Origin of the sequence: Phenylobacterium sp. (assembly GCF_030654915.1) — a bacterium.
Taxonomy (GTDB): Bacteria; Pseudomonadota; Alphaproteobacteria; order Caulobacterales; family Caulobacteraceae; genus Phenylobacterium.
Genome location: NZ_JAURWM010000251.1, coordinates 15,581 through 41,251, shown reverse-complemented (window position 1 = coordinate 41,251; position 25,671 = coordinate 15,581). Strand labels below are relative to the sequence as shown.

Annotated in this window: 22 protein-coding genes; 9 read left to right on the top strand and 13 right to left on the bottom strand. The window is 66.8% G+C overall.

Going from position 1 to position 25,671, the window contains the following annotated elements:
• Positions 1-55: 55 nt before the first annotated feature.
• From Q7T84_RS13015 to Q7T84_RS13005, 3 genes are all read right to left on the bottom strand, one after another.
• Entirely contained in the window at positions 56-3,208 is a 3,153-nt protein-coding gene (locus tag Q7T84_RS13015; RefSeq protein WP_304809566.1) for an efflux RND transporter permease subunit, read from the bottom strand.
• On the bottom strand, positions 3,208-4,401 hold the full coding sequence (locus Q7T84_RS13010) for an efflux RND transporter periplasmic adaptor subunit (protein ID WP_304809545.1): 1,194 nt from the start codon (positions 4,399-4,401) through the stop codon (positions 3,208-3,210). The genes Q7T84_RS13015 and Q7T84_RS13010 overlap by 1 nt, the downstream gene beginning before the upstream one ends.
• A 247-nt stretch (positions 4,402-4,648) precedes the next feature.
• On the bottom strand, positions 4,649-5,419 hold the full coding sequence (locus Q7T84_RS13005) for a class II aldolase/adducin family protein (protein ID WP_304809543.1): 771 nt from the start codon (positions 5,417-5,419) through the stop codon (positions 4,649-4,651).
• A 266-nt stretch (positions 5,420-5,685) separates the two neighbouring features.
• Here Q7T84_RS13005 and Q7T84_RS13000 point away from each other — a divergent pair, with 266 nt between their 5' ends.
• The gene (locus tag Q7T84_RS13000) at positions 5,686-6,294 is read left to right on the top strand and encodes a CHRD domain-containing protein (RefSeq protein ID WP_304809541.1); all 609 of its coding nucleotides are present in this window, start codon (positions 5,686-5,688) and stop codon (positions 6,292-6,294) included.
• Here the strand turns inward: Q7T84_RS13000 and glpK are convergent.
• Positions 6,291-7,790, bottom strand: a complete 1,500-nt coding sequence (glpK, locus tag Q7T84_RS12995; protein ID WP_304809539.1) for a glycerol kinase GlpK — start codon at positions 7,788-7,790, stop codon at positions 6,291-6,293. The two genes, Q7T84_RS13000 and glpK, sit on opposite strands and share 4 nt — an antisense overlap.
• 129 nt (positions 7,791-7,919) lie before the next feature.
• Between glpK and Q7T84_RS12990 the strand changes: the two genes are divergently transcribed.
• The 3 genes from Q7T84_RS12990 (at position 7,920) to Q7T84_RS12980 (ending at position 10,393) form a co-directional block, all read left to right on the top strand.
• Positions 7,920-9,029, top strand: coding sequence for a DUF2336 domain-containing protein (locus Q7T84_RS12990; protein ID WP_304809537.1), 1,110 nt, complete (start codon positions 7,920-7,922; stop codon positions 9,027-9,029).
• A 33-nt stretch (positions 9,030-9,062) separates the two neighbouring features.
• Positions 9,063-9,845, top strand: a complete 783-nt coding sequence (locus Q7T84_RS12985) for an NAD kinase (protein ID WP_304809535.1) — start codon at positions 9,063-9,065, stop codon at positions 9,843-9,845.
• 77 nt (positions 9,846-9,922) lie between these two features.
• The gene (locus Q7T84_RS12980) at positions 9,923-10,393 is read left to right on the top strand and encodes an Hpt domain-containing protein (protein WP_304809533.1); all 471 of its coding nucleotides are present in this window, start codon (positions 9,923-9,925) and stop codon (positions 10,391-10,393) included.
• A 4-nt stretch (positions 10,394-10,397) separates the two neighbouring features.
• Here Q7T84_RS12980 and Q7T84_RS12975 read toward each other — a convergent pair whose 3' ends face one another.
• Together Q7T84_RS12975 and Q7T84_RS12970 are read right to left on the bottom strand one after the other, a co-directional pair.
• Positions 10,398-11,174, bottom strand: coding sequence for an NUDIX hydrolase (locus tag Q7T84_RS12975; RefSeq protein WP_304809531.1), 777 nt, complete (start codon positions 11,172-11,174; stop codon positions 10,398-10,400).
• A gap of 53 nt (positions 11,175-11,227) precedes the next feature.
• Entirely contained in the window at positions 11,228-12,376 is a 1,149-nt protein-coding gene (locus tag Q7T84_RS12970) for a DUF2336 domain-containing protein (protein ID WP_304809529.1), read from the bottom strand.
• 161 nt (positions 12,377-12,537) lie between these two features.
• Between Q7T84_RS12970 and Q7T84_RS12965 the strand changes: the two genes are divergently transcribed.
• Positions 12,538-14,343 carry a hybrid sensor histidine kinase/response regulator gene (locus tag Q7T84_RS12965; protein WP_304809527.1) on the top strand — a complete coding sequence of 602 codons (1,806 nt, stop codon included), beginning with the start codon at positions 12,538-12,540 and terminating at the stop codon, positions 14,341-14,343.
• 63 nt (positions 14,344-14,406) lie between these two features.
• The gene (locus tag Q7T84_RS12960) at positions 14,407-15,603 is read left to right on the top strand and encodes a CaiB/BaiF CoA-transferase family protein (RefSeq protein WP_304809525.1); all 1,197 of its coding nucleotides are present in this window, start codon (positions 14,407-14,409) and stop codon (positions 15,601-15,603) included.
• Here the strand turns inward: Q7T84_RS12960 and Q7T84_RS12955 are convergent.
• Together Q7T84_RS12955 and Q7T84_RS12950 are read right to left on the bottom strand one after the other, a co-directional pair.
• On the bottom strand, positions 15,600-16,424 hold the full coding sequence (locus Q7T84_RS12955; protein ID WP_304809522.1) for a transglycosylase SLT domain-containing protein: 825 nt from the start codon (positions 16,422-16,424) through the stop codon (positions 15,600-15,602). The genes Q7T84_RS12960 and Q7T84_RS12955 overlap by 4 nt on opposite strands.
• Before the next feature lie 282 nt (positions 16,425-16,706).
• Entirely contained in the window at positions 16,707-16,907 is a 201-nt protein-coding gene (locus Q7T84_RS12950) for a hypothetical protein (RefSeq protein ID WP_304809568.1), read from the bottom strand.
• On the opposite strand from Q7T84_RS12950, the gene Q7T84_RS12945 reads away from it, so the two are divergent.
• On the top strand, positions 16,836-19,202 hold the full coding sequence (locus tag Q7T84_RS12945; RefSeq protein ID WP_304809564.1) for a TonB-dependent receptor: 2,367 nt from the start codon (positions 16,836-16,838) through the stop codon (positions 19,200-19,202). The two genes, Q7T84_RS12950 and Q7T84_RS12945, sit on opposite strands and share 72 nt — an antisense overlap.
• Before the next feature lie 216 nt (positions 19,203-19,418).
• Positions 19,419-20,102, top strand: coding sequence for a TonB family protein (locus tag Q7T84_RS12940; RefSeq protein ID WP_304809520.1), 684 nt, complete (start codon positions 19,419-19,421; stop codon positions 20,100-20,102).
• 15 nt (positions 20,103-20,117) lie between these two features.
• Here the strand turns inward: Q7T84_RS12940 and Q7T84_RS12935 are convergent, their stop codons facing one another.
• Together Q7T84_RS12935 and Q7T84_RS12930 are read right to left on the bottom strand one after the other, a co-directional pair.
• Positions 20,118-21,287, bottom strand: a complete 1,170-nt coding sequence (locus Q7T84_RS12935; protein WP_304809518.1) for an acyl-CoA dehydrogenase family protein — start codon at positions 21,285-21,287, stop codon at positions 20,118-20,120.
• Positions 21,288-21,299: 12 nt separating this feature from the next.
• Complete coding sequence (locus tag Q7T84_RS12930) at positions 21,300-22,337, bottom strand: FAD-binding oxidoreductase (protein ID WP_304809515.1); 1,038 nt, start codon at positions 22,335-22,337, stop codon at positions 21,300-21,302.
• Between the two features lie 103 nt (positions 22,338-22,440).
• Between Q7T84_RS12930 and Q7T84_RS12925 the strand changes: the two genes are divergently transcribed.
• A complete protein-coding gene (locus Q7T84_RS12925; RefSeq protein WP_304809513.1) occupies positions 22,441-22,998 on the top strand; it encodes a CinA family protein in 558 nt (185 codons plus the stop codon).
• On the opposite strand, the gene Q7T84_RS12920 is transcribed toward Q7T84_RS12925, so the two are convergent.
• Genes Q7T84_RS12920 through Q7T84_RS12910 form a run of 3 tightly spaced genes read right to left on the bottom strand, consistent with a single transcriptional unit; the run spans position 22,964 to position 25,522 of the window.
• Positions 22,964-23,740, bottom strand: a complete 777-nt coding sequence (locus Q7T84_RS12920) for an ABC-2 family transporter protein (protein ID WP_304809511.1) — start codon at positions 23,738-23,740, stop codon at positions 22,964-22,966. The two genes, Q7T84_RS12925 and Q7T84_RS12920, sit on opposite strands and share 35 nt — an antisense overlap.
• Entirely contained in the window at positions 23,737-24,576 is an 840-nt protein-coding gene (locus Q7T84_RS12915) for an ABC-2 family transporter protein (protein WP_304809509.1), read from the bottom strand. The genes Q7T84_RS12920 and Q7T84_RS12915 overlap by 4 nt, the downstream gene beginning before the upstream one ends.
• Complete coding sequence (locus tag Q7T84_RS12910; protein ID WP_304809507.1) at positions 24,542-25,522, bottom strand: ATP-binding cassette domain-containing protein; 981 nt, start codon at positions 25,520-25,522, stop codon at positions 24,542-24,544. The genes Q7T84_RS12915 and Q7T84_RS12910 overlap by 35 nt, the downstream gene beginning before the upstream one ends.
• Positions 25,523-25,671: the final 149 nt, after the last annotated feature.

The window sequence follows — 25,671 nt, the reverse complement described above, 5'->3', positions numbered from 1 at the left end:
GGCGCGCGGCCGAACGGCCATGCCCAGTCTCGTGGGGCATGGCCGGCCGGCGCGGCTATTCGGCGGCGTTGGCCGCGCGGGTCTGTTCGGTTTCTTCGAAGGCCTCGATGCGGCGAGCCGTAGCCTGCGGCGACTTCGTGAAACGGGCCAGCAGATTGTAGAACACCGGCACGATGAACAGCGTCAGGACGGTCGAGAAAATCGCCCCGAAGAAGATCACCACGCCGATGGTCTTGCGGCTCTCGCCGCCCGCCCCGCCCCACATGATCAGCGGAACGGCGCCGGCGGCGGCGGCGATCGAGGTCATGATGATCGGACGCAGCCGCAGGGTCGCGCTCTCGATCACCGCCTCACGGACGGTGAGGCCTTCATCGCGCAGCTGATTGGCGAACTCAACGATCAGGATGCCGTTCTTGGCCGCGATCCCGACCAGGATGATCAGCCCGATCTGACTGTAGGTGTTGATCGTCGAGCCTGAAATCAGCAGCCCGAACAGCCCGCCGAGCGCGGCGACCGGCACGGTCAGCATGATCACCGCCGGGTGGATCCAGCTTTCGAACTGAGCCGCCAGCACCAGGAACACCAGCAGCAGCGCCATGCCGAACGCCAGGCCCACGGCGCCGCCGGCCTCGAGATAGTCACGGGCGACGCCGCCCCACTTTGTCTGGGTGCCGGAAGGGAGCTTCGCGATCTCGGCCTCAAAGAACTTCACCGCATCGCCCACGGCATAGCCTGGGTTCAGTTGGGCCGAGAGGGTTACCGACCGCAGTCGGTCGACGCGCGCGCGGTCGGGCGTGTCGCCCCGAACCTCGGTTGTCACCACGGTCGATAGCGGGATGAGCTGGCCCGACTGAGCGCGAACATACAGATTGCCGATATCCTGCTCGGACTGGCGCTGCTCACGGTCGGTCTGGAGCAGCACGTCGTATTCTTGGCCGCTCTTGATGTAGGTCGTGACCCGCCGGGTGCCGAAGTTGCTCTCCAGCGCGCGGCCGACAGCTTGCGCTGAAACCCCGAGCGAAGCCGCCTTTTCCCGATCGATGCTCACCAGCACCCTGGGACTGGTGGGCTCATAGTCCAGACGCGCCCTGGCCAGACCAGGATTAGCTTCTGCAGCGGCCAGCAACGGCGCGATCCAAGCCGCTACCTGATCGTAATCGTCGCCCATCGCGATCACTTCAACGCCGCCGCCACCGCCGCCGCCGCGCGAGAAGGCCGGCCGCACCGAGGCGATCGCCCGGACCGAAGTGATCGATGACAGCTCGCGATTGAGTTGCGCAGCGAGTTCGTTTGACGTTACGCCGGCGTCGGGCGCCAGGTTCGCGTTACCGAAGCCGCCATTGAACTGGGTGCCGTTGAATCTGGGAACGCCCAGGATGTAACGGGTGATCACCCCGTCCTTCAAAAGGCTTTGCAGGCGCGCCTCGATCTGGTCCGCCGCCTTTCTGGTGTAATCGTACCCCGCGCCTTCCGGTCCGGAGATGTTCAGGTCGATCCGGCCACGGTCTTCCTCGGGCACCAGTTCGCGTGGAAGCACGCTGAACAGGCCGACCGCGCCGAGCGCAAGCACCGCGACCAAGACGGCAGTGGCGATAGAAGCCGAGCGCCGCCCCAAGAGGCTATCAAGAGAGGCGTGATAGGAAGCCTTCAGCTTATCCATCGCGCCATCGACATAGCGAGCCAGGAAGCCCTGCCCGTGGGCCGGTCGCAGCAGTTTCGACGCCAACATGGGCGCCAAGCTGAGCGCCAGCAGCGCCGAGAAGGCCACGGCCGCGGCGATGGCCACCGCCAGTTCGACGAACAGCCGCCCGATATAGCCTGGCAGGAACATCAGCGGCGCGAACACCGAGATCAGCACGATGGTGGTGGCGACCACCGCGAAGAACACCTGCCGCGCCCCGCGTTGGGCGGCGACGATCGGCGGTTCACCGTCGTCGATCCGACGCTGGATATTCTCGACCACCACAATCGCGTCGTCGACGACCAGCCCGATGGCCAGCACCAAGGCGAGCAGAGTCAGCAGGTTCAGCGAGAAGCCCAGCGGGGCTAGCACGATGAAAGTCGAGAGGATGCAGATCGGCGCGACGATCGACGGGATCAGGGCCGCCCGCCAGGTGCCCAGAAAGATGAAGTTCACCAGCGCCACGAGGCACAGCGAGATCCCCATGGTAATCCAGACTTCCTGGAGCGCGTGGGCGGTGAAGATCGTGTAGTCGACCGCCACTTCCAGGGTCGTGCCCTTGGGCAGGGACTTGTTCAGTTCCGGCAGCAGATCGTTGACGCCCTTGGAGATATCCAGGTCGTTAGCCTGCGACTGGCGGGTGATGCCGATACCAACCTGATCGCGGCCATTGGAGCGGAAGCTGCGGCGATGCTCGTCCGGCCCCTCCTCGACTCTGGCGATATCCCCAAGGCGGGTGACGTGCGCCTGGGAAGAGTTGCCGGTCGCAGCCGTCGCCTGTCCGCCGGAGGCGACCACAGGAAGCTGGGCGAACTGTTCAGGCGTCGAGTAGCCGCGCGCAACCCGGATCGTGAAATCCTTGGACGGGGCCTCAAGCGAACCAGCGGGCAGTTCGAGATTCTGGCTGTTCAGCGCGTTCTCGACATCATCGACCGTCACGCCTCGGGCCGCCATGGCGTCCGGATCTAGCCAGATACGCATGGAGTAGAGCTGGCTGCCGCCCACAAACACCTGAGCAACGCCGTCGATGGTCGAGAACCGCTCCACCAGGTAGCGCTGGGCGTAGTCGGAAAGCTGCAGCCGGTTCAGCGTCGTCGAGGCGAACGAGATGAACATGATAGGCGAGCCGTCGGCCGTCGCCTTGGCGATCTGCGGCGGGTCGGCCTGCAGCGGCAGGTTGGCCGACACCCGGCTCACGGCGTCGCGAACGTCGTTGGCCGCGTTGTCGAGGTTCCGGTCGAGCCGGAACGAGATGTTGATGTTCGAACGCCCGTCGCGCGAGGACGAATTGACCCGGTCGATCCCCTGAATGCCGGAGATCTGCCGCTCGATCACCTCGGTGATCCGCTCCTCCACGACCTCGGCCGAGGCGCCGCGATAGGTTGTCGAAATCGAGACCACAGGCGGATCGACGCTGGGCAGTTCGCGAACCGTCAGCGAGGCGAAGGCGGCCAGGCCGACCACGCACAGAATGATCGCGGCGACGGCGGCGAATACCGGCCGGCGGACCGAAAGATCAGAGAGCATCATGCGCCGGGCCGCGGGCTGCGCGCTCCTGGCTGCGGGTCAGCCGCCGCCTCGCGAGCGACGGCCGGAGCCTGCACGCGAACCGGTTGCCCCGGTTGAATCTTGTTCAGTCCATCGGCCACGATCTGCTCGCCAGCTTGCAGGCCTTCGCGGATCTCAACCAAGCCGTCCTGACGCACCCCGGTCAAGACCGGACGACGCTCGGCCACGCTTTGCTCGCCGTCCTTCTTCACCACATAGACGAACGCGGTGTCGCCCTGGACGGACACCGCGGCCTCCGGCGCCGCCACGACTTGGCGCTGGCCACGGGCGATCCCGATGCGCATCATCATGCCGGGCTTCAGCTTGCCGCCAGGGTTGGGGAACTCGGCTCGCGCGGTGAAGGCGCGGGTGCGTTCATCGATCCGGGTGTCCAGCTTCTGGATGCGGCCCTGGATCGACAAGCCCGGATAGGCGTCGATTTGGGCGACCAACGGCTGGCCCTCGCGGACCGAGGCGAGATAGCGATCTGGCACCTCGAAATCGACTCGCACGGCGCTGATGTCGTCCAGCGTGACGATCGCCACCCCGGGATTGATCAGCATGCCAGGCGCGATGTCCGAAAGACCCATGACGCCGGCGAACGGGGCGCGGACCATGCGGTCACTCTCCCGAGCGCGCGCGGCGTCAACGTCGGCCTTGGCGGCGAGATAGGTCGCTTCGCGCTGGTCGAGCGCGGTTTTCGAGGCGTAACCCTGAGCGGCGAGTTGCTTCCAGCGGTCGTAGTCACGCTGCGCTTGAACCAGCCGCGCCTGAGCCTGGGCGCTCCCCGCGCTCTGCTCGGTGGACTTCAATTCGACCAACACCTGACCCTTGGCCACCGACTGGCCGTCGGTGAATCGCACGCGCTCGACAAGTTGAGTGGTCGCCGCCGTCAAGGTCACCGACTGGCGTCCCTTGGCCACGCCGATCACGTCGATCACGTCGGTAAAGGTCTTGGCCTGCGCCGCGACGAGATTGACCGGAGCCGGGCCGCCCATGCCGCCGCCGCCGCCCCCGCCTTTCGGAGCTCCACCGCCCTTTTGCGCGGCCATGGCCGCGGGCGGTCCGCCCGGTCCCTGCTTCTTGCCGAAGGTCAGCTTCCATCCGCCCGCGACCACCATGAGGACGAGGATCAGAATAGCGGCGGTGAGGAAGAAGTGACGTCGTATCAAGCTACGGAAACTCCGCGGGACTCTAAATGGAAATTGGCTGAGTATGAATCAAAGCGGGTCTTATGGCCGCCACATAGGCGCCGTCCAGTGACAGAACGATGGCTTTGCGTGTCTGCCTTGAAATAGACCGCGATCGCTTTCCGCCTAGACACATGCTGGGCGCCCATAGTGGGTATTGCTTCGTAAGCGCAAAGAAAACGGGCGCCGAAGAACCGGCGCCCGCCCTGATAAATCCTCAGTTAAGTCTCTAGGCGTCGTAACCAGGCAGGGCCCGGTCCAACTGGCGCAGAGCGCCGGCCCAGGCGAGCTTTCCGCCCAGTCCACGCGCCAACTGCATCTTCACCTCATCTTGCGCGGCCTGGGGCGCCATCAGCACATTTTCTCGCCCCGCCGACAAAGCCATCACCTGCTGCTTGCAAGCCCGCTCCAGATAGAACATCCGGATCCAGCAGTCGGCGGCGCTTTCGCCCACCGCCAGCGTGCCGTGATTGCGGAGCAACATCACGTGCTTGTCACCGATGTCGGCCACCAGACGCTCACGCTCGTCCAGGTTCAGGGCGATGCCCTCATAGTCGTGATAGGCCAGCATCGTTCCGATGATCAGCGCATGCTGCGACAGCGGCAGCAGTCCGTCCTTCTGGGCGGCCACGGCCACCCCCTGGTCGGTGTGCAGGTGCATGACGTAGTGCGCGTCTTCCCGCGCGGCGTGGATCGCCGAATGGATCGTGAAGCCCGCCGGATTGATGAAGTAAGGCGTCTCCTGGAGGATGTTGCCGTCCAGGTCGATCTTGACCAGGGCCGAGGCGGTCATCTCTCCGAAGTACATGCCGTAGGGGTTGATCAGGAACTGATGTTCCGGCCCTGGAATGCGCGCGGAGATGTGGGTGTAAATGGCGTCATCCCAGCCATAGAGCGCCACCAGTCGATAGAGGGCGGCGAGATCGACCCGCGCCTGCCACTCCTCAGCGCTGACCTTGCCCTTGAGCGAGCTCACGCCTGCGAGCGAACCATCGGCCATATCGGCCTCCCTAGTCTTCTGCCTGATCGTTGTTCACCAGCGTCGCGCCGCTGGACGCCAGCGTCAAGCACGGGTTCCAGCGCAGGCTCGCCCTGCCAAGGCGTTCCCGGCGGCATTGACTTCAAGTCGATCGTCAGCAGAACTTAAATAACAATGTTATCAAAGCCGCTTTTGTGTGACGCTCACTGATACGCGCACTCGCCGAAGGGGGCTCAGCGAACCTTGATTTAAGACCCGTCGTCGCACGTCCCATCACGGAGGTCGAAATGCCCCACACCGCCATCAAGATGCTGGCTGTAGCGGCCTGCCTTTCCATCGCCAGCGGCGCGCACGCCGCGACCGTCTACAAGACCACCCTGGCGGGGGCGAACGAGAACCCGGCGAACGCCAGCCCCGGAACCGGCCAGGCGACCCTGACTTTCGACACCGCGGCCCACACCATGACCCTTTCGGTCACCTTTCAGGGCCTTACCGCGCCGACCACGGCGGCGCACATCCACTGCTGCGCCGCGCCGCCGAACAATGTCGGGGTGGCGACCATGATCCCCAGCTTCGTCGGGTTCCCCGCCGGGGTCGTCAGCGGCAGCTATATGAACGTCTTCGATCTGACCCAGCTCAGCAGCTACAACGCGCCGTTCGTCGCTGGCAGCGGCGGGACGGCCGCCAGCGCCGAAGCGGCCCTGCTGGCCGGGCTGAACGCAGGCCAAGCCTATTTCAACCTGCACACCACCGCGTTTCCCGGCGGTGAGATACGCGGCCATTTCGCCGTGGTGCCTGAACCGGGAACCTGGGCGCTGATGATCACCGGCTTCGGTTTCGTCGGCGCGGCGGCTCGCCGACGGCGAGCGTCCTTGCTCGGAAGGGCGGCCGTCTAGGTCTCGGTCCGCACCCGGGCCACGGCGTCCAGCCAGCGCGCATAGGCCGCCTCGCGGCTATGTGTGCTCGGCGAGGGCTCGAACCGCTCCGTCGTGGGCCGCGCGCGGACCGCCTCCTCGGCGTTGGCGTAGAGCCCCGCGCCAATCCCGGCGAACAGGGCCGCGCCGAGCGCCGTCGTCTCCAGATAGGTGGCCCGGCCCACCGCCACGCCGGTCAGATCGGCCAGTCGCTGGCTGAACCAGACGCTGCGCGACATGCCCCCATCGATCCGCAGTTCCACGCCGCGACCAAAAGCGCCGGGCGCATCGGCGCGCATCGCCTCAATCAGATCGCGCGTCTGCAAGGCGCAGGCGTCGAATGCGGCATGGGCGATCTCGGCCAGGCCGGTGTCGCGCGTCATGCCGAAGATCGCGCCGCGCGCATTGGCGTCCCACCAGGGCGCGCCCAGGCCGGTGAAGGCCGGCACCAGCACCACCCCGTGATCGTCCTTGGCGCTCTGGGCCAGTTTCTCGACGCCCGCGCCGCCGCCCTCGACGTTGAGCCCCTCGTTCACCCACTGCAGCGCCGCCCCGGCGATGAAGATCGAGCCCTCCAACGCATAGGTCGCGCGGCCATTCAGGCGCGCGGCGACTGTCGTCAGCAACCTCGAGCGTGACGGCGCCAGGTGCTCGCCAGTGTTGACCAGTAGGAAGCAGCCCGTGCCATACGTCGCCTTCATTTCGCCGGCCCGAATGCAGCCCTGCCCCATCAACGCGGCCTGCTGGTCCCCGGCGACACCGCAGATCGGGATCCCCCGGCCCAGCAGATCAGGCTCGGTCACGCCAAACGCATCAGCGCAGTCCAGAACCCGGGGCATCAGCACGCCGGGGACGTTCAACATCTCCAGCATCTCCGCCGACCAGGCCTGGGCCGTCAGGTCGAACAGCAGGGTCCGCGAGGCGTTGGTGGCGTCGGTGACATGCGAGGCGCCGCCGGTCAGTTTCCAGATCACCCAACAGTCCATGGTGCCGACCAGCAATTCGCCGGCCTCGGCCCGCGCCCTGGCGCCCGGCACATTGTCGAGGATCCATGCGATCTTGGTGCCGGAGAAATACGGATCGAGCAGCAAGCCGGTGATGTCGGTGACCCTGCCCTCCTTGCCCGCCGCCCGCAGGCGCTCGCAAGTGGCGGCCGTGCGGCGATCCTGCCAGACGATGGCCCGGTAGATCGGCTCGCCGCTCGCCTTGTCCCAGATCACCACCGTCTCGCGCTGGTTGGTGATGCCGATGGTGACGATGTCCTCGATCGAGCGGCCCGACTTGGCGATCGCCTCGCGCATCACCGCGACCGAGGTTTCGAAGATCTGCTCGGCGTCGTGCTCGACCCACCCGTCCTGTGGATAGAACTGTTCCAGCGGGCGTCCGGCGTCGGCCAGCGGCGCGCCTTTGGCGTCGAACAGGATCGCCCGGGTCGAGGTCGTGCCCTGATCCAGAGCTAAAATCAGCGGTTCAGACATCTCGCGCCCTTTATCCCGCAAGCGTTCGCGATGGTTTGCGCCGCGTGCTCAACAGCTAGTAACCATGTTTTCATCCGACAGGCGTAGATTCGAAGCTAGGCGTCTGACCGCCGGGACCCTGCTTTAAGCGTGACCGCCAAGACCGATGCACTGCTGAATCTGGCGCGGAGCCGTGCGCCAGCCGATCGTGAGCGCCTTTTGCTCGCCGTCGTCGATCTGTGCGGCGCCGACGACAACGCCCAGATGGCCTCCGCGTCGATCCAGGCGCAGTTGCATTCTATCTTCATGAACCTGGTGGTCGAGGCCGAGTGGGACATCCGCCGCCGCCTCTCTGAAAAGCTCTCGGCCGCCGTATGGGCCCCCTCGGCCCTGATCAACGTCCTGGCCCTCGACGACATCGAGATCGCCCGCCCGATCATCGCCAGCAGCCCGGTGTTGAAGGATCAAGACCTTGTCCGTCTGGTGCTGGAAGCCACCATCGAGCACCAGATCGAGGTGGCGCGCCGCCCCATGATCGGCAAGCCTGTGGTCGCCGCCATCCTTCAGCAGAACGAACCGGCGGTCCTGACCGCCCTGGCCGGCAACGACACCGCCGAGGTCGGCCCCGAGGAACTCACGGTTCTGGTCCGGGCTTCGGAGCGCATCGCGGCGCTGCGGTCCGTGCTGGCCCGCCATCCCGACCTCTCGGACGGCCTGGCCCGCGAACTCTATGTCTGGGTCGGCCAGGCCCTGCGGCAATCGCTGATAGGCAGGTTCAATCTGGACGCCGAAGCACTCGACGCCGCGCTGGGCCTGTCGGTGCAGGAGGCGCTCGGCGGCGTTCCTGTCGATGCTGAAGGCCGCCCTCCCGCGGCCCGGGCCGGCGAACGCGATGAAATGGAGCAGCGGCTGGTCGCCAAGCTCAACATGTCGGGCCAACTCAGCCCCGGTTACCTGCTGCGCGCCTTGAAGGACCGCAACCTCTCGCTGTTCATCATGGGGCTGGCGACGCTGGGCCGTTTCGAGCCTGAACAGGTGGAGCGCGCCGTGAACTCCGATCATCCAGAATTGCTGGCGCTCGCCTGCGCCTCGGTCGGCATCGACCGCAGCGTGTTCCCAACGCTGCTGGCGCTGGTGCGCGATCTGAACGCCGGAAAGCCCGGCGGCGGTTCCGAAGGCGCCCGCCGCGCGCACGGCGCTTTTGGTCCTTTCGACCCCGACGTCGCCGGCGCGGCCTTCCGCTATGCGCTGATCGGTTGACGGAACGCGCGTTTCACGGACTTCTCCCGGCCTATGTTCAAGCCTGAGCCATTTGTGACCCGACTCGCCTTCGTGGCCAGCGACCGCCCGGAAGCCCTGGAGGCCAAGGACGCGCTGATCGCTCGCTATGGCCAAGCCAGCCTGGATACAGCCCAGGTCATCGTCGCCCTGGGCGGCGACGGCTTCATGCTCGAGACGCTGCACGAAAACCTGGGCGGCGAGCGGCCAATCTACGGCATGAACCGCGGCTCGGTCGGCTTCCTGATGAACGAGTACTGCGAGGACGGGCTGCTGGAGCGGATCAACGCCGCCGAGCGCGCCGTGATTCATCCGCTGTCGATGTTCGCCATCGACGTCCATGGCCAGGAACATCGGGCGATCGCGATGAACGAGGTCTCGCTACTGCGCCAGACCCGGCAAACAGCCAAGCTGCGCATCTCTATCGACGGCAAGGTCCGGCTTGGCGAGTTATCCTGCGACGGCGCCCTGGTCGCGACGCCGGCCGGCTCGACCGCCTACAACCTGTCGGCCCACGGTCCGATCATCCCGCTGGACGCCAAGGTGCTGGCCCTGACCCCGATCAGCGCCTTCCGCCCCCGTCGTTGGCGCGGCGCCCTGCTCGCTCACACCGCCCGCGTGACCTTCGAGATTCTGGAGGCTGACAAGCGGCCGGTCAGCGCCGTCGCCGACAATTTCGAGGTACGCGACGTGGTGGAGGTCCACATCGCCGAAAATCGCGATGTAGCCCTGCACATGCTGTTCGACGCCGGCCGCAGCCTTGAGGAACGCGTGCTAGCGGAGCAATTTTCCGTTTAAATACAGCAAATTATGGGCTCCATTCGTTGTTAACGGATGGGTTCTAGTCTGATCTACGACTGTTCCAGGAGAGCGTTGTGAGCCAGCAGAACCCGGTCACCCAGCCGCCCGGCCTCCGTTTGAAGCTCGGCGGTCGGTTTGGCGCCATTGACCCAAGCGCGATCGCCAAGGCCGAAGCCGCGCTCAAGAGCCTGTCCGGCAACTTCGCCCAGTGGTTGAACGACGAAGTCGTCAAGCTGGACGCCGCCCGCCAGCGCGTCCGCGACGAAGGGGTCACCGCCGAGACCATGGAAACGCTCTATCTGCGCGCTCACGACCTGAAGGGACTCGGAACCACCTACGAGTTTCCGCTGATCACCCGGATCGGCGCCTCGCTGTGTCGGCTGATCGACGACAAGGACAAGCGTCTGAGCGTCTCCATGCCGCTGGTCGACGCCCACATCGACGGCATCAAGGCCGCCGTGCGCGACGACATCAAGACCGACGAGCACCCCGTCGGCCGCGTGCTGATCGAAGAGCTGGAACGCAAGGTCGCCGCGGCGGCCTGAGTAACTACATCACCCGCTCGAGCGGCTCCTCGACCACGCCATAGCCGGCGTCGGACGGCAGCACGAGCACCTTGCCCCCCTCCCGGTCGCGGATCTGCGGCTCGACGGTGACGAGCGGTCGGGCGTTCGCCTGATCGATGCAATCCTGGGCGCTGGACGCTTCCGCTAGAAGTTGAACGTTCATGCGGGTGGGGAAGATCACCTTGCGCTCGCCAGCCTCGGCCAGCCGCAACACCTCCTTGGGCTCGATCCACTCGGCGTCGACCGTCTCGCGCCCATCGCAGGCGGCGAGTTGATCGTCCGGCGCATCGGCCACGTAGAACCAGGTGTCGAACCGCTTGGGCGTCAACGGCGGGGTGATCCACCGGGCGAAGACCGTCAGGGCGTTGAGGTCGATGCGCACGCCAAGGTCGCGCAACACGTCGAGGAACGCCACGGTTCCGGCGTCCACCGCCTTGCGAACATCAAGCGGGCAAGCCTCTCCGCCGATCGCCGACCCGTCCAGGCGCTGACCAAGCAGAATGCCGGCCTCCTCGAAGACCTCGCGGATCGCGGCGATCCGCAGTCCCCGCTGATCGGCGTCGAACCCCGACCAGCCCAGCGCGTGCTCGGCCCAGGCAGGATCGTGATCGCCCGCATGGCTCTTGCCACCCGGAAACACCAGCGCGCCCGACGCAAAGTCGATCTGGTGATGACGCTTGACCATCAGCACCTCGAACGCCGGGGCGTCTCGCAGCAGCAGGATGGTGGCGGCGGGCTTGATGTCTTGCGAAGGGCTCATGTCGCCAGCTTGCGAGCGTCGGCCAGGCGGCGCAAGCATGACGCAAGGACACCCTAGGCGCGCGCGCTGGCCCGCACCGACGTCCGCGCGGCCTCGGAGATCTTGTCCATCTTGTCGAGGAGGTAGTCGATGTCCTCGCGGCCGGGCACGATCGGCTGAGTCAGGAACCGTTGCAGCATCCGCTCCTGGAACCGCTCCCGGTCTCGGGTCCCGCCGTCGAACTCCATCGAATGGTAGGTATCCACCCCAGCGCGGAACGCGCCGTAGAGCCGGGCTGGCAAGCCGGCCCGGTCATAGATCGCCTTCAGACCCAGCGGCCCGGCGTCGTGGATCATCAGCCAGGTGCGGTGGTGCGGGACGCTGGCCAACTCCGACAGCCCCCACTCCAGGAACGTCATATGGCCGTGGGCGAGAACGCGTAGGAGCAGCGAGGCGGTCAGCCGGTCATGGGCTTGTAGGTGCTGGACGAAGGTCTTCACATCGGCGGTGCGGCCGGCTTGATCCACTAGGTCGACGGTCGCGCGTTCACGGGCGCCGATAGTCACGGCCAGCGCCAGTTCGGCTGAGATCTCGTGGTGATTTAGCAGGTGATGGCGCACCTCATCTCCAACCAGGCTCACGAGCTTCTCGGTCACCGAGAGCGGGAGGGCGTTGCGATAGGCCACCGCGGCCAGCACGCGCTCCGAGTTTTCGAACCGCGCCACGATGGCCTGCAGGGTCTGCTCGGCGAAGTCGGCGTTGTCATTGGCGCAGACCGCCTCGACCCCAGGCTCGCCGCCATGGTCGGCGAACGCCTTGGTCAAGGTCTGGGACACCCGCGGCCGCTTGGCGATCGCCATCTGCTGCACCGGCCCGCCTATCCGCAGGATCTCGGCGAGGTCGGCGTCGGTAAAGGCCGGCGAGGCCTCCAGCATTGGCAGGGCGATGCTGTCGATGTCCTTCGCCAAGCGCAGGGCCACATCGCGTGGGACCAGCGGAGAACTCTTCAGCGTCACGGCCAGCGCCCGGCGAACCAGCTCGGCGGCGTCCCGCGCCATCACCCGCAGGATATCCTGCGCGCTCGAGCGCTCCTCGTCGGTCAGCGTTGTGGTCTCGAAAGCGCGGCAGATCTTGTGGGCGGCGGCGGCGCGTTCGTCGGGCGTCGCACCCTTGACCAAGGTACGGATATCCTCGTCGGTCAGCGCCGAGCGCGTGATCGCCATTCCAGACTAGCCCCCAATCGGAACCGAGGGTCCCGAGCCTATATCCTCCACGGTTAAGCTTAATGAACGATTGCCGCCAAACCTGTGGATTTCGCAGCGGACGTAACCACTCGCCAACCCTACCGCGATAGAGTCCCCGTCTGCCGCCGAGGGACCTGTTCATGTTGGTTGAGACCCGTAAAGCCGAGACCCGTGGCGGGATGTCGGTCGGCCAGCAAGCCCTTGATACGCAAACAGCTTTACTGCCCTACGCCCTGGCCGTGTTCACGGTCACCCTGCCGGCCTATGTCTGGGCCGGCTCGCATGCCCCCAACGCCGGCTGGATGACCGCCACCTTCGCGATCTTCGCGCTCGCCTGGGGTTTCTTCTACGCGGTCGTCAACTGGCTCAAGCGCCCTGACGTGAGGGCCGACATCGCCAAGCGCGGTCAGGCTCACCTGGCCGGCGGGCTTGTCTGGGCCGCGGCGGTGGCGCAGATCGCGGCCTTCGCCGATGGCGCGGGGCCGGCGCGCGATCCGCTGATGATGGTCGCGGTGGCCGGCGCCATTCTGATCATCTTCTTCGCCTCCCCCTGGCTGCCCAGCCTGTTGATCGTCGGCAGCGCCGCGGCCGCCGGGCCCCTTTTCTTCCTCTTCCGCCACCCCGACAGCGCGGCGAGCGCCAATCTGGCCTGGGGGGCGATCGCCCTGGCCCTGGCGCTAGCCCTGATCGTCAACCGTATTCTGCGTCGGCAGTTCACCCTGGCCGCCGAGCGCGAGACCCTGATCGCCGAACGCGCCGGCCAGATGGAGGAGGCGCGCCGCCTGGCCCAATCCAAGTCCGACCTGGTGGCCACGCTGAGCCACGAGATCCGCAACGGCCTCACCGGAGTCGCCCACGTCCTGGCCGCCGCTGTCGGCGCCAATGGCCGCTCGGCGCCTTCACGCGAACAGTTGTCAGCCGCTCTCGACGCCGCCAACGACCTGATCGCTGTCCTCAACACCACGCTAGATTCGGAAACCGCGGAAGCTGGGCGGCTCGAGGTCGACACTCACCCCTTCGACGCCGTCGCCCTGATGCGCGATCTGCTTCTGCTGAACCGGCCGAACGCGGGGGCGAAGGGCCTTGAGCTCACCCTGCACATCGCGCCAGACCTCAACGCCCAGGACGTCGGGGCCACGGTCGCCGACGCCCATCGGGTGCGCCAGATTCTCGCCAACCTGCTTGGCAACGCCCTGAAGTTCACGGTTCGCGGCCGGGTCGAAGCGCGCCTCGAACTCAGCCCCTCGGGCCGGCTAGCCATCGAGATCGCCGACACCGGCCCTGGCCTCACGGCTGATGAACTGGAAAGCGCTTTCGAACCCTTCAACCGCATCGCCCGCACCAGCGCCGGCACCTCGGGCGCGGGCCTTGGTCTGTCGCTGTCGCGCCAGCTCGCCCGGTTGATGGGCGGCGAACTATTGGCCCACAGCGCGCTCGGCGTCGGGTCCTGCTTCCGGCTGGAACTCCCCTATGACCCCGCCGCCCAGCCGCGGCGTGAACAGGAACTCTCGGTCGATCCGGCCGCCGCCACGCCAGAAATGCATCGCCGCCTGCGGGTGCTGATCGCCGAGGACGACGCCCTGAACGCCGCCATGCTGCGCGCCGTGGTCGAGCAACTCGGCCACCAGGTCGTCCACGCCGTCGATGGCCGCCGCGCGGTCGAGCTGGCCAAGGTCTGCGAATTCGATCTGCTGATGATCGATGGCCGCATGCCGAACATGGACGGCCCCGCCGCCATCGCGGCCATCCGCGCCCTCGACATCGACATCGCCCGGGTCCCGATCATCTGCGTCATCGGCGGAGACGCGGCCGAAGCCAAGGAATGCGTGGACGCCGGGGCTGATGCGGTGCTGCGCAAACCGGTCAGCGTCGCGGCCGTCGCCCGCGCCGTGGCCGACGCCATCGCGGTCGAGCGCGGCGAGCAGCCCGTCCGCTCCGTCGCCTGAGCAGCCTTGAGGCCTTAGCCCGCGACCTGCAAGGTGGCTCCCAACCATAAGGGAGGACGTCGCGTGTTGCTGCAGGGTCTGAAAGTCGTCGAGTTCGCCTCCTACATCGCCGCGCCCGGCGCGGCCGGCATAATGGCCGACTGGGGCGCCGAGGTGATCAAGGTCGAGCGCCCAGAGGGCGACCCGATGCGGCACGTGTTCGGCGACGCCAAAAGCGCGCTCTCCGGCAACCCCACATTCGGCCTGGACAATCGCGGCAAGCGGGCCGTGGTGCTGGACACCTCCAAACCCGAGGGACGCGAGGCGCTCACCCGGCTGGCCAACGACGCTGATATCTTCCTCACCAATGTCCGCCCCGCCTCGTTGAAGCGCGCGGGCCTGGATGACGAGACCCTGAGGGCGGCCAATCCCCGGCTGATCTACGCGGTGGTGACCGGCTATGGCCTGGAAGGTCCCGACGCCGCCAAGCCCGGTTTCGACGTCACCGCCTTCTGGTCCCGGGCCGGGGTCGCCCACATGCACGCGCCCAAGGGAACCGACCCATTCATCCTGCGCACCGGGGTTGGCGACCACACGACTTCGCTGGCCACCGTCGCCGCGATCCTGGCGGCGGTCTATGAGCGGGAGAAGACCGGCGTCGGGCGGCTGGTGCAGACCTCGCTGCTGGCGACCGGAGTCTACACCGTGGGCTCCGACATGGCTGTGCAGCTCGCGTTCGGCAAGCTCGCCTCCAACCGGCCGCGCAGCGCGCCGTTCGACCCGGTGGCCAACTTCTACAAAAGCCGAGACGGCCATTGGTTCGTGATCAACCCACGCGGGGCCAGCAAGGACTGGCAGCTCCTCTCGGCCGCCTGCGGCCGCCCGGACCTTCCCGAGGACGAGCGTTTCCTGACCAGCCGGCTGCGCAAGGACAACAGCCCGACACTGGTCGCCGAGTTCGACAAGGCCTTCGGAGACTTGGACTTCGACGAGATCGCGCGGCGGCTCGATGAGGTCGATCTGGTTTGGGCGCCGGTGCAGACCCCCGCCCAGGTCGCCGCCGACCCGCAGGTGGCGGCGGCCGGCGCTCTGATCGAGGTCGAGGACGGACAGGGCGGCACCTATCGCTCCCCCGCCGCTCCGGCCCGCTTCCCAGGCGCCGACGCCACGGTCCGCCCCGCCGCGCCAAGCCTTGGCCAACACACGCGCGAGATCCTGGCCGAGGTCGGCTACTCCACCGCCGAGATCGAGGCGATGCTTGCGGCCGGATCGGCCGCCTAGTTCGACTTCTCGCGGGCTTCGGCCAGCACGCGCAACATCTCGCTGGTGAACATCGAGCCGGTCATCCGAACGCCCGAACTGGAGTCGTCGTCGGACTGCGAGCCACGCAAGATGATGTCGACCATGGCGTCCTGCCCCTGCTGCAGCGTCCGCTGGCGGGCCGAGGCGTACTGGATGAAGCCATCTATCGGACGGCTGCGCTCAGCGGTCGTCGCATGGCCGGCCCCACCCGTCTTGGTCAGATTCGCATAGACCTCGGCCACGGTGGCCGCCCGGCCATCGCGATAGAAAATGGACCGGTTGGCGCCGGCGGCGTCGGGAAAAATGCTGGCCGCGCTGGCGCCCGGCCGGGTGCGCATCGCCTCTATCAGCTTGGCCGAACCCTGCGGCCCCAGGAAGTGCGCGGCGTAGAGTTCGCCTGCCGTCGGCGCGCGCCCTACCCGGCCCTTCAGGTAGGAGGCATGGTCGGAGGTCAGTTCGCCGGCCATCAACGATGCCGCATGCGGGTCGAGCCGCAGATCCATGACCGCCTTGCGGGCCTCGGCGCCGCTAACCCGGTAGCGGCCGTCCGCGCCCTTGGTGATCAGGTCGGAGTAGCGAGCGTAGCCGTACTTCGCCCCATGCTGCTTCAGGGTCGAGAGCCAAGTCTGCTCCACGAACTGGAAGAGCCCAGCGGCCGACGAAGTCGGGGCCTTGGCCTTGGGATTATATCCGCTCTCGCGGGCCGCCGTACCCATGAGAAAACTGAAGTCCACGCCAGTGGCGTTGGACGCGCGCTGGATCGCGGCTTCGACAACACCTCTGATTCCATGCACGGCCATGGGCAAGGTGTGCCCGCACATGGTTAACGCGACGCTAACCATGCTCCGCGAGAGGCTGGACTGTATCCACATGACAAGCTTGGCGGCCGCTCGCGCCGACGCCCCAAGGCTGGCGCCGAGGCGGCGCCGCCATGTGCGGACCGCACCTGCTCGGCTTCAACAGCATTAGATTTTGACCAATAAGTCAAAATAGCGACACATATACCCGCCCTGGTGGCCGCTTGAGCCAAGAATGGTGTGCTCGCAACCACAACCAGCGAGAATTATCGGGTTGGTCAATTTTCACCGCTTGCAGGTCTCAAAAACTCGGCTCAACACTTGCGCAACAAGAAAAGCCTTGGGGATTTTTTTATCGTGTCCGTCAAAAATATTCTGGCTGGTTCCAGCGCGCTTGCCTTGATCTTCATAGCCGTGGGTGCGCAAGCGCAGTCCACGACCCCAGACGCCCCCCGAACGATCGACGAAATTGTCGTCACCGCTCAAAAACGAACCCAGAGTCTGCAGGACGTCCCCATCGTGGTGACGGCCGTCAACGCCCAGCAATTGCAGGACGCCGGCGTGCGGGACATCAAGGACCTGACCGTGGTCACCCCCGGCCTGACCGTCACCACGACGGGCAGCAACACCTCGACGACGGCGCGGATCCGCGGCATCGGCACGGTCGGTGACAACGTCGGTCTGGAATCCTCGGTCGGCGTGGTCATCGACGGCGTCTACCGCCCCCGCAACGGCGTGGCGTTCGGCGATCTCGGCGATCTCGAGCGCATCGAGGTCCTGAAGGGCCCGCAAGGCACGCTGTTCGGCAAGAACACCTCGGCCGGCGTCATCAACATCCTGACCAAGCGTCCGGAGTTCCAGGTCGGCGCCAATAGCGAAGTGACGCTCGGCAACTACGGCGCCGTCGGCGCGGCCCTGTCGCTCACCGGCCCGATCATGGGCGAGAAACTGGCGGGACGGCTGTTCCTGGCCGGACGCAAACGTGACGGCTACTACGACGTGGTCGGCGGCGTCCCGACCAACACCCAGAACTTCTACACCGCGCGCGGCCAGATCCTGTACCGGCTGACCGACGACGCCGAGGTCAACTTCATCGCCGACTATACCGATCGCAATGAGCGCTGCTGCGGCGCCGTGCAGATCAAAAACGCGACCGGCCCGACGGCGGTCCTGAACTCCATTGTCCCCGGCGCGATCATGAACCCGCCGAACCCCGAGGCCTTCACCGCCTTCGGCACGCACGACGACCTCAAGCACGTTGTGGACAAGGGCGTCTCGGCGACCCTCGATTGGACCACCCCGTGGTTGGGCGGCGCTCGCTTCACCTCGATCACCGCCCTGCGCGACTGGAGGAGCCAAGGCGGCGGCGACACCGACGGCACCCTGGTCGACGTGCTCTACGGCCCGCCCGTGGACAGCAGCAATCCAGCCTACGTCCAGTTCCGCCAGTTCAGCCAAGAATTCCGTTTGGCTGGCGACACCGACCGCCTCAACTGGTTGGTCGGCGCCTTCTTCACCAACGAGAAGCTGACCCAGCACGTGCGCCTGGTCTACGGGACCCAGTTCGAGCAGTACGCCAACGGCCTGTTCGGCGGCGCTCTACCGCTGTTCACCGGCCGGCCAGCCAACGGCTCGACCTTCGTCGCGGGCCAAGGCCAGAACGACACCTACAAGCAGGAGGAAAAAGGCGCGGCGATCTTCACCAACAACAGCTTCAAGATCACCGACAAGCTGACCCTGACCGGCGGCGCGCGCTACACCTGGGAGAAGAAGGACCTCGACACCGTCTGGAACAACACCGACGGCGGCATCGGTTGCCTAACGGCCCTGTCGCGGGTTCCGACGCTCGGCGCGCCTGGCGCCCTGATCTGCGGCACCTTCCAGAACCCAGCCTTCTCGCAACTGGGCTCCAACGACCAGCGCCTGCGGGAAGAGAAGCTCACCGGCACGGTGAAGATCGACTACCGCTTCACTCCGCAGATCCTCGCCTATGCGTCCTACGCGCGGGGCTACAAGGCCGGCGGCTTCAACCTCGACCGGATCGCCCAACCGACCCAATCGGGCGGCAGGCCAGCCGCGCCGATCCTCGACACCAGCTTCAAGCCCGAGATCGTGGATTCCTACGAGATCGGCATGAAGAACACGCTGTTTGACCGCACAGTCCTGCTGAACGGCACTATTTTCTATCAGGAATTCACGGACTTCCAGCTCAACAGCTTCAACGGCCTGGTCTTCAACGTCACCTCGGTTCCGACCGTTATCTCCAAGGGCGTCGACGCCGACTTCGTGTGGTTCACGCCGATCGAGGGCCTCAGCCTCAACAGCGGCGTCACCTACGCCGAGACCTACTATCCGAAGAGCACGGCCAGCGTCCTGGGCAGCCCGCCCCCGCCGCCAGCCGTTCCGACCGGTAACCAACGCCTGCCCGGTTCGCGCCTCTCGCTGGCGCCGCTCTGGTCGGCGTCGCTCGCGGCGACCTACGAGCATGAGATCACTGACAACTTGGTCGGCCGGATCGCGGTCAACGCCAAGTATCAGTCGTCCTACAACACCGGCTCGAACCTCGACCCGGTGAAGAACCAGCCTGGCTTCACCCTGGTCAACGCCCGGGTGGGCATCGGTCCGGACGACAAGAGCTGGCAGGTCGAGGCTTGGGCACAGAATATCTTCGACGAGTACTATACCCAGGTCGGCTTCGACGCCGTCGCTCAGACCGGCTCCTACAACGCCTTCCTCGGCATGCCGCGCACCTACGGCATGACCCTGCGGCTCGCCTACTAGGCATCGACAACGGCCATCGCTCCGGCGATGGCCGCCCTCGGCTCAACGCCCTCGATCCACGCGGATCGAGGGCGTTTTCGTTTCCGCGCGACCATCGCAACCTCACCACCGGATGGTCACCGCTCGGACATGGTTCGGCTCTTCCACGGTCAAGCTTCAGCCACGATCCCGGCGCGACCCTTTGTTTCGGTGACGAAAAAAGAAAGGGAGGTCGCCATGGTCATTCGCCAATTCCTGCCTGTTTTCGAGGGCGCGCAACGTCGCCCACGTTCGCCGGCCGTCAAGACCGCCATCATCCTGTCGATCGCGGTCCACGGCGGACTAGCCGCCTACCTCGCGGTGCAGACCTGGGCGCCGCCGGAGCCGGTCGTCGTCCCTGAAGGTCCCATCATCAACGTGCAGACCTTCACGCCGCGCCTGGAGATCGAGCCGCTGCCGACCTCCAAGCCAAGGGTGTCGCCCAGAGTGACGGCCCCCATCGACCGCACCATTCCGATGCCGACGCCGATTCCGATCGCGCCATCTCCGGTTCCCGCTCCACCGCCCGCAGGACCGGTCGAGGGCGTCGGCACGGCGCAGCCGGCCCCGCCGGTCGCCGTCCCGGTGATCCGCGCGCCCAACTGGCTGGCCAGGCCCGGCGCGCGAGAATACGCCCGGTTCTACCCGGACAGCGCTCTACGCCGCGAGGTAGGCGGTCAGGCCACCCTGGCCTGCACGGTCAGCGCGGCGGGCACGCTCAACGGCTGCAGCGTGGTCGGCGAGACGCCGGAGGGCGAAGGCTTCGGCAAGGCGGCCCTGCGGCTCGCGCCCTACTTCAAGATGAGCCCGCAGACCCAGGACGGCCAACCCGTAGATGGGGGCAACGTCCGCATCCCGATCCGCTTCAACGTGGGCGGTTAGGCGGCAGGGGCCTGCTCAGTAGCTCTTGGGCAGGCCCAGCACGCGCTCGGCGATGTAATTCATCACCATCTCACGGCTGATCGGCGCGATCCGGGCGATCATCGCCTCGCGGAAGTAGCGCTCGACATCGAATTCCTTGGCGTAGCCCATGCCGCCATGCGCCAGCACCGAGGCCTCGCAGGCGTTGAACCCGGCCTCTCCGCCCAGATACTTGGCGGCGTTGGCCTCGGCCCCGCACTCGCGGCCTGCGTCGTAGAGGGCCGCGGCCTTGAACGCCATCAGGTTCGCCGCCTCAAGTTCGGCCCAGGCCTTGGCCAGCGGATGGGCGACGCCTTGATTCTGGCCGATCGGCCGCCCGAACACCACGCGCTCCTTGGCGTAGGTCGTGGCCCTGGCGAGCGCCGCGCGGCCCAGCCCCACGGCCTCGGCCCCGAACAGCACCCGCTCGGGGTTCAGCCCCTCAAGAAGATAGTAGAAGCCACGCCCCTCCTCGCCGATCAGGTCGCCCTCAGGGATCTCCAGATTGTCGATGAACACCGCGTTCGACTCGACGGCCTTGCGGCCCATCTTCGGGATCACCGTCGCCGAGATCCGGCTCCGGTCGAAGTCGGTGTAGAACAGGCTGAGGCCCTCGGTGGACTTCTTGACCTGATCCTTGGGCGTGGTGCGGGCGATGATCAGCATCTTGGTCGCCCGCTGGGCCATGGTCGTCCACACCTTGCGGCCGGAGATCACATAGCCATCCTTGGTGCGCACCGCCTTGGTCGTCAGGCTGGTGGTGTCGAGCCCGGAGTCCGGCTCGGTGATGCCGATGCAGATCTTGTCTTCGCCGGAGATCAACCGGGGGATCGCCCGCTGCTTCAAGGCTTCAGACCCGAACTTGGCGATCGGCATGGGACCGAAGATGTTCAGGTGGACGGCGCTGGCGCCGGAGAAGCCCGCCCCCGACTGCGCCACGGCCTGCATCACCAGGGCCGCCTCGGTCAGGCCAAGTCCCGCGCCGCCGAGGCTGGTCGGCATCGCCGCGCCAAGCCAACCGCCGGCCGCCATGGCCGCGACGAAGGCTTCGGGAAACTCGCCGGTCTCATCGGTCCTGCGCCAGTACTCGGCGTCAAAACCGGCGCAAAGGCGGGTGACGCTCTCGACGATCGCCTGTTGTTCGTCGCTCAGCCAGAAGCCGCTCATGACGCCTATCCCTTACTTTCCGGCAGCGTTGAACCTCGCCGGGTTCAGCCGCTCGGCATAGGGGCCAGCCTCCCCCTCCGTCACGCAAGCTACGATCAGCTTGGCGACCAGGGGCGCGAGCAGCCAACCGTTGCGCCTAGCCCCGACCGCCAGCAGCACCCCATGGTGCCGCCCGCGCCCGACCATCGGCAGGCCGTCGGGCGTCGCCGCGCGGATCCCGGTCTCAGCCATGAATTCCGTCTCGGCCAATGCGGGGAACAGTCGCGCCCCCGCCGTCTGCAGGGGCGCGACCTGCGCAGGATCAACCGAGCGGTCTTCCACGCCGGCCTGCATGGTCGCGCCGATGGTCAGGTCGCCGGGCGCGCCGGTCACATAGGCCCCCTGCCCCCGCACGACCACGCCGTTATAGGCCCGGCCTCGCGCTCGCAAGATGTGCCCCTTGATCGGCGATAGATTGTCCAGTTCCGGCGCGACGACGGCCAAGTCGCGGCCATTGCCGGTGGCGATCACCAGCCGCTCGCCATCCTCGAAACCCGTGGCGGCGGCTTGGCGAAAGACCACCCCGGCGCTCTCGGCGGCGCGGCGCAGGGCGACCAGGGTTTGCGCGGCCTCGATTCGCCAGTCCTCACGGACCAGCAAGCCCCGCGTCCAGCGCGGCGCCAGGCCCGGCGCCAGGCCGTCCAGGGCGCGGCGTTCCAGTTCAGTGGGATGCAGCCCCAGGCCCTTCAGACCCGCTTCCATCGCGCCAAGATAGTCGGCCTCGCCCACCGCCACGGCGCCGGACCGATCCACGCTGACACCGATCCGCGCCTCCAGCGCCGGCCAGAGGTTCCGCGCGGCGCTCAGCAGATCGAAATGCGGGCCGGCGCCCGCATCAAGCACCGCCTCGAAGGCCGGCGCCAGCATGCCGGCGGCCACGCCTGAAGCATTGTCGGCGACAGGCGCCGGATCGAAGAGCGTGACCTGTGCGCCAGCGTCGGCCAGGGCCAGCGCTGTCGTCAACCCAAGCGCGCCGGCTCCGGCCACGGTGATCTTAGCGCCTCTGCTCATGGGCCTAACGACCGGTCTTCGCGCCCAAAATCAAGCTCGGAACCGCAAAACACGTGAAGGGTTTGATCCTCGTCGAACTCAAGCGGCGGGATGGAGGAACCGCGTGGCCGAAGCCCTGGACCCGGTCATCCCGCCCAGCCTGGACAATCTCACCCAGTTCGTATTGCGAGAAGCTTGTGAGCGCGGCCTGACCTTGGTGACCGCCGAAAGCTGCACCGGCGGCCTGTTGGCGTCACTATTGACCGATATTCCCGGTCGCTCGCACGCGTTCGAACGCGGCTTTGTCACCTACACCGACCGGGCCAAACGAGAATTGCTGGCGGTCCCGGCGGAGATCTTGGCGACGGATGGCGCGGTCTCGGCGCGATCTGCCTGTGCAATGGCCGAGGGTGCGCTGGAGAACTCGCGAGGGGACGTCGCCGTGGCGATCACCGGCTTTACCGACGCGGGCCCCAATGGCGAGCCCGCCGGCCTCGTCCATTTCGCAAGCCACCGTCGCGGCAGCGAGGTTCGCCACCAGGTCCGCCGCTTTGGCGATGTGGGCCGTGGAGGTGTCAGGCTGGCCTGCCTGCGCGTCGCGCTGGAAATGTTGCGAGACGAAATCCTCGTCCCACCTCCAGCCCCCCTCAGGTCACCGCGGCCCCGGAGCGATAGCGCTTAAGGCCCAGGTGGAAGAGTATCGCCGCAAGGGCGGCATAGGCGCCCGCCGCCGCCAGCACGATCGCGATGCTGCGAAGGCTCGGCTCGCGCAGCATCTCCACCGGGGCCATCACCACGAACCCGGCCGGCAGAATGCTGTAGGCGATAACCTTGACCGCGCCTTGATAGATCGACCCCGGATAGCTGGAGAACAATAGGGTGAAGTCGGTCAGATCGCGGGCGAAGCTGCGCGCGCCAGACGCCCAGAAGGCCAGGCACGCGAACGAGATAGCCGCCGACAGATAGACGGTCAGGCCCGCGAAAAGCGCCAGGATGAGCAAAGGCAGGGCCGAAAGGCTCACCTGCGCGAACAGGCTCAGCACCACGACTCCGCCGGCCAGGTCGCCCCAGGCGGTGGCCAGGCTCTCGCGCGCCAGCAACCGCCAGATCAGCCCCTTGGGCTGAGTCAGCAGCGCGTCCAGTTCACCCCGCAGGATCGAGATCGCCATGTCACGATAACCGCCGAACACCACGCCGCAAACGCCGACTATGGTCATCGTCAGGCCCAACAGCAGCGCCATGTCGGCGAAACCCCAGCCGCCGACGCTCTTGAATCCGGCGAAGAATAACACCCACAGCGTCAGGAACACGGCGTTGTTGATGGCCATGCCGGCCACCTGCAGCGCGAAGTTGGCGCGATCGGCGAAGCTCATGCGCACCGCCGCGCCGGCCTGCAGGGCATAGAGCCGCAAAAAGGCGATCATACCCCGCCCTCCCGTAACACCTTGGCCAGCCCCGCGCGCCACAGCCGCAGGCAGGCGAGCGCCAGCACGGCGATCCACAAGGCCTGCCACGCCAGCCCCATCAGGAACCCGTCTCGCGACGTGGCGATCGCCTGGATGCTGGGCCAGTAGAGGTGGGCGGCGAAGGGCGAGGCCTTGGCAACCGCCTCCAGCACGGGCGGATAGAGCGTCACCGGCGCATAGAGGCCGCCCAGCAAGAACATCAGCTTCTGGATCACAAGTTGGAACGGCAGGGTCCGCCGCGCCCAGAACGCCATCAGTCCAGCCAGGGCGTAGAGCAGTATGCCAACGATCACCCCGAGCACGCCCAGCGGGACGATGTAGGCGAACGCCTCAAGAGGCGGCGGCTCGCGGCCCGAGATCGCCAGCAAGGCGAGCGCCGTCAGCCCGAGCGCGCCTAGCCGCACCATGGCCGCGCCCAGGCTCTGGCTGAAGGTCTGGGCGAGATAGGACTTGGGCCGTAGCAGGTGGGGCTCCAGTCCGCCCGAGCGGATGTCATCCTCCAGCTTCAGATGCACAGCGGGCAAGGCGAGCGTGATCCACTCGGTGACACCGATATAGAGCGCCAGGCCGCCGGGCGGCAGTTCGCCAGCCAGGGTGCCGGGCAGGCGTTCGGCGACCACCTTGTCCCACAGCGCCGAGAGCACGATCAGCAGGATCACATAGAAGATGCAGCGCCCGACCAGCACCGGCCAGGCGGCCAGGGTCTGACCGGCGCCCAGCCGGAAAGCCGACCACAGCGCGCTAGCCGCGCGCCGCGCCTCAACGGGCCGCGAGAGCAGAAGCGTAGATGTCATGGATCACCTCCTCCATGGGAGGATCTTCAATGGTGATGTCCTCGACCCCGCCCTTCGCCAAGGCCGCGGCGATGACCTGTTCGACCCGCACCAGCCGAGTGTCGACGTCCAGGACGACCGCGTGCGCATCCGACGCCCGACGGGTGACGCCCGGCAGATCGACAAGGATCTGCGGACCGCTGGACAGCAGGGTGACGACCTTGCGCCCCAGGAACCGCTTGCGCAGTTGATCGGTCGGCTGGTCCACCACCACCCGGCCGGCATTGACGACGATCACCCGGTCACAGACCAGCTCGATGTCGCGCGTGTCGTGCGAGGTCAGCAGCACCGTCTGGCCATGGTCGCGCGCGTGGTCGCGGATGAAGTCGCGGATCGCGGCCTTTGCGGTGACGTCCAGCCCGATCGTCGGCTCGTCCAGGAACAGCAGGCCCGGCCCGTGCAGCAGGCTGGCGGTGATCTCACAGCGCATCCGCTGGCCCAGCGACATCCGGTGCACCGGCTGATCGAGCAGTTCGGCCAGGGCGAAACGCTCGACCATCTCGCCCAGACGCTTCTCGAACACCGGCTTGTCCTGGTCGTAGATGTGGCGAAGCTGGTTGAAGCTGTCTCGCGCCGGCAGTTCTCCCCAGAGCTGGGAGCGTTGGCCGAAGACCACGCCGATCCTGTAGGCTAGGGCCTTGCGTTCGCGCCAAGGCGTCAGCCCCAGGACGCTGGCCTGCCCCGATGTCGGTTCGAGGATGCCGGACAGGATCTTCAGGGTCGTGGACTTGCCCGCGCCATTGGGGCCGATGACCGCCACGCGCTCGCCGCGTTCGACCTGGAACGACACGCCGTCGACCGCGTCGATGCTCACCTGTTGGGGAGAAAAGCCGCCAAGCAGGCCGCGCCCACGCTTAGCGTAGCTGTAGCGTTTCCGAAGGTTCGCGATGGTGATGACGGCTGACATGGGAGGCTTCGATCTTCGAGAGGACGCGGACGGCGGCGGGCAGGCATGCAAACGGGTAAAGGCACGGGAGGCCGTGCCCATTAGCGTTGCGCATCTGTCCGGACAGTCCGGTCATCGAGATCAAATCCAATTCAGCCACGAAACCAGTT

Bases quoted from the DNA above. Each gene is read 5' to 3' on its own strand.
- Q7T84_RS12920 (WP_304809511.1), bottom strand. From the start codon at position 23,740: ATGATCGCCTTTTTGCGGCTCTATGCCCTGCAGGCCGGCGCGGCGGTG.
- Q7T84_RS12940 (WP_304809520.1), top strand. From the start codon at position 19,419: ATGGTCATTCGCCAATTCCTGCCTGTTTTCGAGGGCGCGCAACGTCGC.
- Q7T84_RS12910 (WP_304809507.1), bottom strand. From the start codon at position 25,522: ATGTCAGCCGTCATCACCATCGCGAACCTTCGGAAACGCTACAGCTAC.
- Q7T84_RS12970 (WP_304809529.1), bottom strand. From the start codon at position 12,376: ATGGCGATCACGCGCTCGGCGCTGACCGACGAGGATATCCGTACCTTG.
- Q7T84_RS12955 (WP_304809522.1), bottom strand. From the start codon at position 16,424: ATGGCCGTGCATGGAATCAGAGGTGTTGTCGAAGCCGCGATCCAGCGC.
- Q7T84_RS12935 (WP_304809518.1), bottom strand. From the start codon at position 21,287: ATGAGCGGCTTCTGGCTGAGCGACGAACAACAGGCGATCGTCGAGAGC.
- glpK (WP_304809539.1), bottom strand. From the start codon at position 7,790: ATGTCTGAACCGCTGATTTTAGCTCTGGATCAGGGCACGACCTCGACC.
- Q7T84_RS12915 (WP_304809509.1), bottom strand. From the start codon at position 24,576: ATGACATCTACGCTTCTGCTCTCGCGGCCCGTTGAGGCGCGGCGCGCG.
- Q7T84_RS13000 (WP_304809541.1), top strand. From the start codon at position 5,686: ATGCCCCACACCGCCATCAAGATGCTGGCTGTAGCGGCCTGCCTTTCC.
- Q7T84_RS13015 (WP_304809566.1), bottom strand. From the start codon at position 3,208: ATGCTCTCTGATCTTTCGGTCCGCCGGCCGGTATTCGCCGCCGTCGCC.
- Q7T84_RS12930 (WP_304809515.1), bottom strand. From the start codon at position 22,337: ATGAGCAGAGGCGCTAAGATCACCGTGGCCGGAGCCGGCGCGCTTGGG.
- Q7T84_RS12965 (WP_304809527.1), top strand. From the start codon at position 12,538: ATGTTGGTTGAGACCCGTAAAGCCGAGACCCGTGGCGGGATGTCGGTC.
- Q7T84_RS12985 (WP_304809535.1), top strand. From the start codon at position 9,063: ATGTTCAAGCCTGAGCCATTTGTGACCCGACTCGCCTTCGTGGCCAGC.
- Q7T84_RS13005 (WP_304809543.1), bottom strand. From the start codon at position 5,419: ATGGCCGATGGTTCGCTCGCAGGCGTGAGCTCGCTCAAGGGCAAGGTC.
- Q7T84_RS12975 (WP_304809531.1), bottom strand. From the start codon at position 11,174: ATGAGCCCTTCGCAAGACATCAAGCCCGCCGCCACCATCCTGCTGCTG.